Genomic DNA, 10,368 nt, shown 5'->3' on the forward strand with positions numbered 1-10,368 from the left:
AGGAAGTCCCGAATCGGCGGCTGGTCGTACGGATGCCGCAGGATCGACTCCGCGGACATCGAACCGCAGGAGGGGCAGGAATCCCGATACGCCAGTTCGTGCGCGTCTGCCGTTTTCACTGGGGATCTACACTCGCGTTCGGACTTCGATCGGCGTGGCGGGAAGAATCCGCCACAACTTGCCCGAAGGGCGCGCCGGGTCGTCGCTGCCCCGGCGTGTGCGGTGCAGTATACATCAACCGCGACGCGGGTTGCGGCCTGCCATCGGCTTTCGATTCGCAGGCAACCGCTGCGACGCGGCCGTTCCACCGCGAACCCCCGGTCACGCGCAGCGCGGAATCACCCGCGCGCCTCACGCGTTCCGGGTGACGATGGCCTCATCGAGCAGGACGAACAGGTCGGAGAGGTCCACGCGCCTGCGGTTCGGGGCGGAACCCAGACCGACCGCGACGTAGCGCAGATCCTTGCCGTCGACGGTGCGCTCGATGATGGCGCAATCGTGACTGAAGCTGTCGTCGCCGAAGCCGATCTTGGCGGAAAACGCGGTGGAGTCGTGCGCCGCCGCATCCAGCGCAGCCTTCGCGTAGCTGCCGATGCCGCCCGAGGTCACATCCATGAGCGCGCGCATCTCGGCGCTGGCGGTCGCGTCGACCAGTTGATCCTGCGCCATCAGTGTCAGGAAGCGGGCGAGTTGGGAAGCGGTCGCCGTGATGTTGCTGAGACGCCGACCCTGCGCCGCCGCCCAGCGCGGCGCGAGCTCCTGCCCGGCGGCGTTGCCTTGTTTCTCGGTGGCCGTTCGCACCCAGTCGTGCCCGCCGTAGTCGGCCGACAGCCACAGGCCCCCGCTCCCCGCGTCGAAGAATCCCGCCCGCGCAAGACTGCCATTGAGGTAGAAGTAGCCCAGCGCAAGGATGCACTGGCTCGCGGCAGTGTTGTTCGACCAGCGCAACATCGAGCGCATCCAGTCATGAAAGCCGCCCTGCGGCGCACCGAATTCGCCGATCGCATCGATCTGCGCATCCGCGAGAGACGGCGTGGCGCGCGCAAAGTCGACGCGGCCGTCGGGAGAGAAGACGAAAATCTTGTCGAGCCGGGGAAACGTCACGTCCTGATTGTTGCCGAAACTCGTCGTCGAGCGTGCAGGAAACAAGGCGCGGAGCCTAGGCTTCCACGCCTGTTCGATCGCGCGCGTGATATCGGGCGGGGTGATCGGTGCACTGTTCGCCACTGCTGCATCGACGAACACCTGGACCTGCGCGCGCAGCGCGAACGCGGCGTACATAGCGCAAATCTTCACCAGGCTGCCGGCGAAGATCACCTCCTCGTCGTTGATGCCCGCATAAGGCGGCATGGCGGGGTTGTTTGTGAGATCGACCAGCGCCGCGCAGAGGTGGTTGGCGGTGCTCACGGTCACCGGGTCGAACGCCGATGTCATCGCCGGCTCGTTCACCTCGAACGCCACCGTCGGCTCGGTCGGGAACGGATCGATATCCGCAGCCCAGTCGGGACCGGCGCCGCCACCGCCCGCCGTGTCAGCGGGATCCGCGTCTGCTTCCAGGAGTTCGTCGAGTGCCACGGTTTGATCCTCCTTATCAGGGCGCAACGATGCGCCGCATCTTCATGCGGGGATGGTCTGCGCCGCCGGTTCCGGAGCCGGCTCGGGCGCCGGGGCCGGCGCAGGCGCGGCAGCCACGAGTGCCGGGTCCGCGGCGGGCGGCAGTCGCGGCATCGGTTCGCAGATCCAGGCAACGATCTGCATGTCGGGGCAGGTGATTTCGCCACTCGCCTGATCGACGACCCGCCCCTGCAAGGAGAACGGACCGAAGCTCAACGTGTCCTGCAGCGACACTTGATCGTCGTGCGACCATGCCGCCTTGATGCTCAGCTTGCGCACCACGAGTGCGGCAACCGGCATGATTTCCAGCGGCATGCCACCGCCGCCCGAACCGCTCGCCAGCTCGCCGTCGCGAAACCCCTCCATGTACCAGTTCTTGAGGCTCAGGAATTCGGTGGCAAGCCAGGGGCGCGTCACATTGACGAGGCAGTAGTCGAAGGACAGCGAAATGGAACTCGACGTCACCTCGCGGTTTGCGGCGGCAGCGTTGAGTGCCATGGTCTGCGCCGCCAGAACTTCCGGGCGCATGACGAGCACGGTCCGCCGCTTCGATGCCATGTCGATCTGCGCCGTCGCATCGGGATCGAAGCGACGCAGTGCGAGTGGCACCATCGCCGCGCGAGCGGCGGCGGGCGGCGGCTCGAAGGAAACCTGAGCCGGCTGCTGCGCCAGGGCCTGCAGACGCAGGGCGACGTCCTGCTGCGGGCTCTCCGCCGTCTGCGCCTCTCCTGCTGCGAATGCGGCCAGCTTGTTCGAGCGAGCGGCAAATGCCGCTGCGCGCGGACCCGACACGGTCTGCGGCGAAGCAACATCCGCCTGCAGCATGCGCGCGCGCAGCTGCGGCATGACGCGCGTAACGGCCATGGGGCTTTCCAGCGCGGGCCTCAGCTCCGCCGCGAGGACGCGGATGTTCCAGGGGCGCAACGGCCGGACCGGGGGCGGCGGATCCCCCACGCCAACTTCGGTTGTGCTCTGCTCGCTGTGACTGAAGCTCGCGCTGGTCCAGCCACCCGCGTTCACCGGTGCGCACCAGTCGGGCGGTGTCGCCACGGCGGGGTGAAACGGTCGACCGGTCGGCAGCAGGTTGACCATCGTCGAAGTGTCCAACGCCTGGGCTGCCTTGTTGCGGAAGTGATCGAACGGGCCCGCGTCCGCAGCCGGCAGCAATTTCGCCGAGAAGAGCATCAGCTCGTACAACCCGTCGGCCGTCTTGAGGGAAGAGTTCGTGATCGTGGTGCCGTCCAGCACCGGCAGGACATTGGCAAGCGTCGAGAATTGCTCCAACGCGAGCTGCGGCGAAAAGTCACCCGTGCCGAGCTGGAACATGTCGGCCGTTACGGCGGTGCCGATGGATTCGAAGGCGAGGAACGCCGGACTCACGTCCGCGCCCGGTGCCCCGGACTTGCGATAGCGATCGACGAAGTAGTCGTAGAACTTCTGGATGAGCTGATCGAGATCGGTGGCCATGACTGACCCCTCCGTGCGCAAAACGATGACAACGCGTCCGGCGGGCGTGCGGCGAATCCATCCGCCGCACGCCTGAGGTGACGACGCTCAGACCGTCGCCGGCTCGGGTGCGGGAGCCGGCGTGCTTTCCTTCTTGAGGCCCGGGTCATCGATGAGCGCGCAGGGCGGCACGATGGTCGACAGCCACGAGATGATCTGCGCGCCCTTGATCGTCAGCGTCTCGCCGTCGAAGCTCGCTTCGAAGTCGCGACGCGCGCTCGTGTCGACGCCGGAGGATTGACTCGAATCCGAGCTGCTCTTCGACCGATTCACCGACGCACCGAAGCTGAAGGGACCGAAACCTGCGCGTGCGCCCGCATTCCAGTTGCTGGAACTCGCGCTCGAATCGCTGCGGTTGCTGCCGTAGAGAGTCTCCAGGGTCTGGCCGTCCGAGTTCCATTTGGTCGCGCGGATCTTGACGTTGCGCACGACGAGAAACTGCATCGGAATCATCGGCAGCAAGGTCTTCTCGCTGTCGGCCTGTCCCTCGATCGTGCCGTCGCTGATCGCCTTCGCCGCGTTGTTCACGAGATACCAGTTCTTCATGTAGAAGAGATCGCCCATGAACCACGGCCGCATGATGTCGCACAGACCGTACTCCAGCTCGATCGACAGCCCCTCCGCATCGTTCTTGAAGAAAGTGCTGTTCGTGGACTCGACCGAGCCCTGGGAATTGTTGTGCGAGGAAGAACTGCCGCCGCCACCGCTCGCGCCGAAACCAAAGAAGGACGCGGAGCCCTGTGCGTTCGTAGACGACGAATCGCTGTGCGAGGAGCTCTGCTGGAAGAAGTGCGAATTCTGCCCGGAGTGATTTGCGTAGCTGGAGCGATCCACGGTGAGGTGGTACCAGCCATCCATGTCCTCATCCGGATCCGCCCAACCGGAAGGCAGGATCGAGGAGTACGGTGTCTGCGTGGGAACGCCTGACAGGCCGAGATTCCAAGCGTCGAAAATCTTGCGCGCCTTGGCGATCATGCGGTCCTGGATGCTGATGCCGATCGATTCGATGACGGCGAGCGCGGCTTCGACCTTCTCCGCGCCTTCGGTCTTGAGCGTGTCGTACGCCTCGTCCACGCTCTGCTGCAGCGTGACCGACTTCATCGGCCAGCTCTCGGCCTTGACCGGATCCTGCAGCGCGGCAGCTTGCGCATCCGCGAAGTCCGACTTCGCCTCGGCGTAGGCGCGCGCGTTCTTCACGTAGGTCTTGTAGAGCTTGCTCTTGCCTGCGATCTCGCCGTCCTCGTCGAACTCGTAGAGCACCTTCCTGGCGTCGTCCAGACGCTTCTGCACCTCCGGTGCGAGCGGCGGTGCGGGCAGCGGCTGCATGCCGTTGACGATGCCTTCGTAGGCAAAGCTGATCGTGCGGCCACCGCCGGGATACTCGCGCATCGTTTCATCCCGGGTCACCATGATGAGGCGGTCGACGAGCTGCGACGTGTTGAATGCAGCCTGCAGCGCGCGCCGCAGCTTGGCGCTGACCGCCGGATCCGCGCCGCCGCCGCCCTGCGCCGAGCCGTCGGCCGCGGGTGTGGCCGGAGTGCCGGTAGCGACGGACGCGCCCGCGTTCGCCGGCAGCTTGCCGTCCTTCAGCGCGTCGTGGACGGTCGAACCGCCCATGGGCGACCACGGGTTCGCGAAGTCGTCGGGGTCCACCATCTGACCGAGAACGAGCTGCGAGTACACGAATCCGGTCTCGAGCGGCTTGTTGTCCGAGCGCATCGGGCGCGTCGACTTGATGCGTTCGATGATCTGGTCGAGAACGGTCAGCACTGCCTGTCCGGGTTCATTTGCCATGATTGCGAAGCTCCTCGATGGGTAAGCGGGAAGGCACCCGATTGCGCGACAAGCGAAGTGGGTGTCGCGGTGTTCTGCAGGAAGCGGCGAAAGTCCTATGTCGAGAGTTGCCTCGTCGGGACGTGCCCTCACGAGCGGGCGCCTCGATGGATCTCTCGAAGCGCAGTGCCTCCTGTCCACGTCCGCATACTCCCGCTGGAGGGCGGCGTGCGTAAATGCGACGGAAGACCTAAGCAGAACGTCTGGGAGGCAAACGCTCCGGTGCGGCGCGACCGGTAGAATGCACGGGTTGCCATCTGCCTCTCGTCCGCCATGAAAGTCACCATCGTCCCCGTCACGCCCTTTCAGCAGAACTGTTCGGTGCTCGTCTGCGAGGAAACGAATCGCGCTGCCATCGTCGATCCCGGCGGGGACATCGACGGCAAGATCCTGAAGGCGGTCGAGCAGACGGGTGCGACGGTCGAGAAGATCCTGCTCACGCACGCGCACATCGACCACTGCGGGGGCACACCTGAACTCGCGCAGCGTCTCGGGGTGCCGGTGGAAGGCCCGCACCGCGACGACAAGTTCTGGATCGACCTGCTGCCGCAGCAGGCCATGATGTTCGGATTTCGTCCCGTCGCGCCCTTCACGCCGCAGCGCTGGCTCGCGGACGGCGACACGGTGCGCTTCGGCAACGTCGAGATGGAGGTGCGCCACGTACCCGGCCACACGCCGGGACACATCGTGTTCTACTCGGCGGCGGACAGGCTCGCCATCACCGGCGACGTGCTCTTCGCAGGCTCGATCGGTCGCACCGATTTTCCGCGCGGCGATTTCGACACGCTGATACGCTCGATCAAGGCGCAGCTCTGGCCGCTGGGCGACGACGTCACGTTCCTGCCCGGGCACGGACCGACTTCCACCTTCGGCAAGGAGCGTCGAACCAATCCCTTCGTCGCCGACTAGAGCCGGTTCACCCTGCACGCGCAGGATGCGCCGCGAGCGAAAACTCGTGCGCAGGCGTGAAACAGCCGCCGACGCGCCCGCGCGTGTCGACCCGCTACAGCGGCGTGCAGGACCCGAACAGCACGAAACCGCCGTCGCGGTCGACCAGCGTGACCATCATCTTGCCGCTGACCTGATCGAGCGCGATGGTCCAGGCATAGCCCAACTCGGTGCCTTGCAGCAGCAGTTGCTTCTCGCTCTTCTCCAGGAACTGCACGGGCGACGTGCGCTGCGGACCGCTCACGGTCTTCTTCTCGAAGTCGATGCGCATGAACGCCGGTGCGCCGACCTCCTCGGGCAGCGCCTTCAGGCAGTCCTCCCCGAGCGCGCAGTCCATCGCCTGCACCGGCGCACAGATGAGGCGCTTCGATCCGTCGAAGTCGCTCGCGAACACGGGCGACGCAACTGCCACCGCGAGGGTGGCGCAAAGAACGCTGAGCATCGAATGCATGAAGGTCTCCCGGCTCATTTGATGGTGTAGCCGCGCCCTTCCATGCAGGCGGCGTAGGCGCGGTAGAAGGTCTGGATCTGCTGCTGCTGGCCCGAGGCAGCCGCCTGCTGTTGCGCCGAGCGGTTCTGCCGTGCCTGGCGCCCACCCCCCATGGTTCCCGCCACCGCGCCGATGGCCGCACCCTTGCCGGCATCCCCGGCGATGGCGCCGATCACCGCACCGCCGGCTGCACCGCCGGCGGCACCGCGCACGCGCTCGCCCCCGCCCACGGTCGACCCCGATGGCGGCGGTGGCGCGGAGGCAACCACCGCCGGATCGATGCCCGTGTTGTTCTTGGCCCACACATAGCAGTCGCCGTCATCGCGTTGCTGTTGCTGCGCGCTCTGCCCCTTGGCCGGATAGACGATCGGCTTCTGCGCGTAGGCTGCGCCGGCGATCAATGCCGCCGCGACCGCAACCGCCGCGCTCTTCGTTCCTTGTCGCATCACCGCTCCCTCGCTGTAAGTCGGATGCATTTGCCGCGTCGGCGCGATTCACCGCCGTGCAAATGCCGGAACCGTATACCACAGCGCCCCCGCTTCCGGGCGAGTCTCACGCGCTCGCACATGTCCTTGCTCCGTCAACACTCGGCAACAAGTCAGGGGTATCCTTCGCATATCAACGCCGGACGTGCGACGTTCCGGAGCCTTGTCAGCGAATGGAGGAAGGTACCCATGCCGCAACGACCCGTCAGCCAGGTCATCGAACAGCAGGAGGTCGTCGCGGTCGCCCGTACGGCCACCGTGATGGAAGCAGTGCACCTCATGAAGGCGCGGCATATCGGCGCACTGATGGTGGTCGAGTCCGACCGCCTGGTCGGCATTCTGAGCGAGCGCGACGTGGTGTTCCGGGTGGTCGCGGAAGAGCGCGATGCGAAGGCGACGGTCGTTGCCGACGTGATGACCGCCAACCCGGAGACGATCCTGCCGGAGAAGCCGTTCGCCCATGCCCTGCACATCATGTACGAAGGCGGCTTCCGTCACGTGCCCGTGGTCGACGGGAACGGTCGCGCGGTCGGCATGGTGTCGGCGCGCGACGCGCTCGATCTGGAAGAGCACGAGTTCGAAGAGGCCTTGAAGCAGCGCGAGCACATTCGCGTCATTCTTTAAGCCGCCGGGCTCGTGCTGCCAACGCGGATTCCAGCAAGGCGCGCAGCGCGCGCGGTTCGACCGGCTTGCGCACGAGTGCCACGGCTCCAGCCGCTTTCACTTCCGTCTCCGTGAGACCATCGGAATAGCCGGTGTAAAGGATCACCGGCAGGTCAGGGCTCGCGGCCAGCAGCTCGCGCGCGAGATCGAGCCCGGTGATCCGCGGCATGGTCTGGTCGGTGATCACCGCGTCGAAGCGCCGCGGCTCGCGCGAGCACAGGTCACGCGCCTGCGCCCCGTTCGCCGCGACCGTCACGCGCAGCCCCCAGCTCTCCAGCAGGTCGCGCATGAATTCGCCCACCATCGCCTCGTCGTCCACCACCAATACCTGACCCCGCAGCGACGGCGCCTTCCCTGCGCGCGACACCGCACCCGCAGCGTCTGCGCCCACTTCTGCCCTGCCGCGGCCCAGGGCCGCAAACAGCACGCGAAACACCGCGCCGCACCCGGTTTCGCTCTCGACCAGCACGTGACCGCCGTGCTCGTGGACGATGCCGTGCACGGTGGAAAGTCCCATGCCGCTGCCCTTTCCCACCTCCTTGGTGGTGAAGAACGGCTCGAACATCCGTTCCATCACGGCAGGGGTAATCCCCGGCCCGTCGTCCCGCACGCCGAGCTCTACGAACTCGCCCTGCACCCGCTGCCGGCAGCTCGCGCACACCGCGCCGTCGAGCGCCACACGTCGCACCGCCACGCGCACCGTGCCGCTGCCTCCCATCGCATCGCGTGCGTTGATGCACAGATTGAGCAGTACCTGCTCCGCCTGCACCGGGTCGAGCATTGCGGGCGGCGCATCGGCGTCCAGATCGGTGACGAGTTCGAGTGTCGCGGGCAGTGACGACCGCAGCAGGTTTGTCGACTCCCCGACGACGCGTGGCAGGCTCGTCGGCTGGCGCTCGCTCCTGCGTCCGCGGCTGAACGTGAGTATCTGCTGGATGAGCTCGCGCGCCCGCTGGCACGAGAGGTTCGCCTGGTGCAGGTACTTTGCGAGCTTATCGTCACCCGCGGTTGCATCGCGCTCGTCCGCCAGCGCGATGTAGCCCGTGATGCTGGTAAGGATGTTATTGAAATCGTGCGCGATGCCGCCGGCGAGGTGACCGATCGCCTCCATCTTCTGGGCCTGACGCAGTTGCGCCTCGAGCTGCGCGCGATCCTCCTCGACGCGACGCCGCTCGGTGAGGTCACGGATCATCGCGAGCACGTGCGGCTCGCCCCGATGCAGGATCGGGATCGTCCGCACCTCGATCGGAAAGCGTTCGCCGCTCCGCCGGATGGTCTCGATTTCCTCATGGCACCGCTCTCCCGCAAGCGTGCGGGCGATGATTTCCACTTGCCGCTGACGATGCTCCGCGGGCACGTCGCGGGCACGCGCGCCTCCGAGCACCTCATCCCGGCTGTACCCGTACATGCGCTCGTAGGCGGGATTCACGTCGACGCGTTGGGAGCGCGAATTCCATAGCACAAGCGCGTCAGCGGAGGCATTGAAAATGGCACGGTATTGCTCTTCGCTCGCACGCAGGCTCTGCTCCGCGAGCTTGCGCTCCGTGATCTCGCGCGCAAACGCGAGGATCCGCGCGCGGCCCGCGATCACGGCCCGCTTTAGGCACACCTCGTCCCAGTGCAGGCTGTCGTCCTTGTTACGCCGATGCCATTCGAAGCGCAGCGGCGCCCCCCGCCTCGCCTCCGCGATCAACCTGCCGGCTTCCTCGGCCGTATATGGATGCTCGCCGGAGCTGATGTCCGCCACGCTCAAGCGCTTCATCTCGTCGCCGGTGTAGCCATAGGCAGCGCACGCCTTCGGATTGACGTCCACGATGGCACCCGTATCGTAGTCGTGGATGAAGATCGCGTCCTCGGCTGCCTCGAAGATCGAGCGGTAGCTCGCCTCGGACTCACGCAGCGCCGCCTCCGCCCGGCCGCGCTCGATCTCCGCGGCAGCACGCACTGCGAAGATCTTGAGCATCGACTCGGTCAGTTCGGCACTCGCAAGCGGCGCGCGCGACATGACGACGACCAGCCCCAGCGGCGTTCCTGCGGTGTCGTTGAGCGGAAAGCCCGCGTAGCTCTCGATGCCGAGCCCGCCCATCATCGGATCCGAGGGAAATCGGCTCCGCACCTGGGCCGAGTAATAGCGAAACTCGCGGCCGACGACATCGGCGCATGGTGTGTCCGCCATCAGGTACTCGACGTTGGGCGCAGTCTGACCGTCGACGCACAGCCCGACGGTGCGCAGGAGCTCGCGCGAGTCATCCGCGAAGACCGCTATGAGCGCGACGTCCGCCTTCAGGATCGTTGCGAGCGAATGGACCAGCTGGTCGAAGATGCGCGGACCTTCTGCCCCGGACACGGCAAGCGCCGCCTCCCGCAGGATCTCCTCGTTCCACAGGTGCGACACGTTGCGGGCGCGTGCGACGAGGCAAATGTGCCCATCGAACTGGACCGCTTCGAGGTGAACGAGAGCAGCGACGAGTTCGCCGTTGCCGCGGCGGAACTGCCATTGAAACCACTGCGGCAGGCCTGCGTGCGCGCTTTCCACGCGCCGCCGCACACCTTCCGTGGACGGTGTGCCGTCCGGCTGCAGCGGCGGCGAGAAATCGAACGGCGAGCGTCCGGACAGCGCCTCGGCCTCGACGCCGAGGAGGCGGCACGCCGCCGCGTTGGAGATCTCGACGTCCCCCGCACGCACGTACACCGCCGCGTCCTCGCTGTCGAGGAGGACCTGCAAAGCTGGGTGGTGGAACGGAAGCTCGATCACTGGCAAGAACCGTCGCGGTCACGACCCCGCCAAGTGTAGAGCGATAGCAGCAAACGTGCGCGGGAGTTACCCGG

Annotated in this window: 8 protein-coding genes; 2 read left to right on the top strand and 6 right to left on the bottom strand. The window is 66.4% G+C overall.

Going from position 1 to position 10,368, the window contains the following annotated elements; translation table 11 throughout:
- Positions 1 to 351: 351 nt before the first annotated feature.
- The 3 genes from JNK68_07825 to JNK68_07835 form a co-directional block, all read right to left on the bottom strand.
- Positions 352 to 1,575 (bottom strand): serine hydrolase, encoded by a 1,224-nt coding sequence (locus JNK68_07825; GenBank protein ID MBL8540266.1) that lies wholly within the window; start codon positions 1,573 to 1,575, stop codon positions 352 to 354.
- 42 nt (positions 1,576 to 1,617) lie between these two features.
- Positions 1,618 to 3,081 carry a hypothetical protein gene (locus tag JNK68_07830; protein ID MBL8540267.1) on the bottom strand — a complete coding sequence of 488 codons (1,464 nt, stop codon included), beginning with the start codon at positions 3,079 to 3,081 and terminating at the stop codon, positions 1,618 to 1,620.
- Between the two features lie 87 nt (positions 3,082 to 3,168).
- The gene (locus tag JNK68_07835; GenBank protein MBL8540268.1) at positions 3,169 to 4,914 is read right to left on the bottom strand and encodes a hypothetical protein; all 1,746 of its coding nucleotides are present in this window, start codon (positions 4,912 to 4,914) and stop codon (positions 3,169 to 3,171) included.
- A 312-nt stretch (positions 4,915 to 5,226) separates the two neighbouring features.
- On the opposite strand from JNK68_07835, the gene JNK68_07840 reads away from it, so the two are divergent.
- Complete coding sequence (locus tag JNK68_07840) at positions 5,227 to 5,862, top strand: MBL fold metallo-hydrolase (protein ID MBL8540269.1); 636 nt, start codon at positions 5,227 to 5,229, stop codon at positions 5,860 to 5,862.
- Between the two features lie 94 nt (positions 5,863 to 5,956).
- On the opposite strand, the gene JNK68_07845 is transcribed toward JNK68_07840, so the two are convergent.
- Both JNK68_07845 and JNK68_07850 read right to left on the bottom strand, forming a co-directional pair.
- Entirely contained in the window at positions 5,957 to 6,343 is a 387-nt protein-coding gene (locus JNK68_07845; GenBank protein ID MBL8540270.1) for a hypothetical protein, read from the bottom strand.
- Between the two features lie 23 nt (positions 6,344 to 6,366).
- Complete coding sequence (locus JNK68_07850) at positions 6,367 to 6,837, bottom strand: hypothetical protein (protein MBL8540271.1); 471 nt, start codon at positions 6,835 to 6,837, stop codon at positions 6,367 to 6,369.
- Between the two features lie 228 nt (positions 6,838 to 7,065).
- On the opposite strand from JNK68_07850, the gene JNK68_07855 reads away from it, so the two are divergent.
- Entirely contained in the window at positions 7,066 to 7,500 is a 435-nt protein-coding gene (locus JNK68_07855; GenBank protein MBL8540272.1) for a CBS domain-containing protein, read from the top strand.
- Here the strand turns inward: JNK68_07855 and JNK68_07860 are convergent.
- Complete coding sequence (locus tag JNK68_07860; GenBank protein ID MBL8540273.1) at positions 7,490 to 10,294, bottom strand: PAS domain S-box protein; 2,805 nt, start codon at positions 10,292 to 10,294, stop codon at positions 7,490 to 7,492. The two genes, JNK68_07855 and JNK68_07860, sit on opposite strands and share 11 nt — an antisense overlap.
- Positions 10,295 to 10,368: the final 74 nt, after the last annotated feature.

This window comes from Betaproteobacteria bacterium, from assembly GCA_016791345.1.
In the GTDB taxonomy this organism is placed as follows: Bacteria; Pseudomonadota; Gammaproteobacteria; order Burkholderiales; family JAEUMW01; genus JAEUMW01.

Coding starts and splice junctions, on each gene's coding strand:
- JNK68_07830 (MBL8540267.1), bottom strand. CDS start 3,081: ATGGCCACCGATCTCGATCAGCTCATCCAGAAGTTCTACGACTACTTC.
- JNK68_07845 (MBL8540270.1), bottom strand. CDS start 6,343: ATGCTCAGCGTTCTTTGCGCCACCCTCGCGGTGGCAGTTGCGTCGCCC.
- JNK68_07835 (MBL8540268.1), bottom strand. CDS start 4,914: ATGGCAAATGAACCCGGACAGGCAGTGCTGACCGTTCTCGACCAGATC.
- JNK68_07840 (MBL8540269.1), top strand. CDS start 5,227: ATGAAAGTCACCATCGTCCCCGTCACGCCCTTTCAGCAGAACTGTTCG.
- JNK68_07850 (MBL8540271.1), bottom strand. CDS start 6,837: ATGCGACAAGGAACGAAGAGCGCGGCGGTTGCGGTCGCGGCGGCATTG.
- JNK68_07855 (MBL8540272.1), top strand. CDS start 7,066: ATGCCGCAACGACCCGTCAGCCAGGTCATCGAACAGCAGGAGGTCGTC.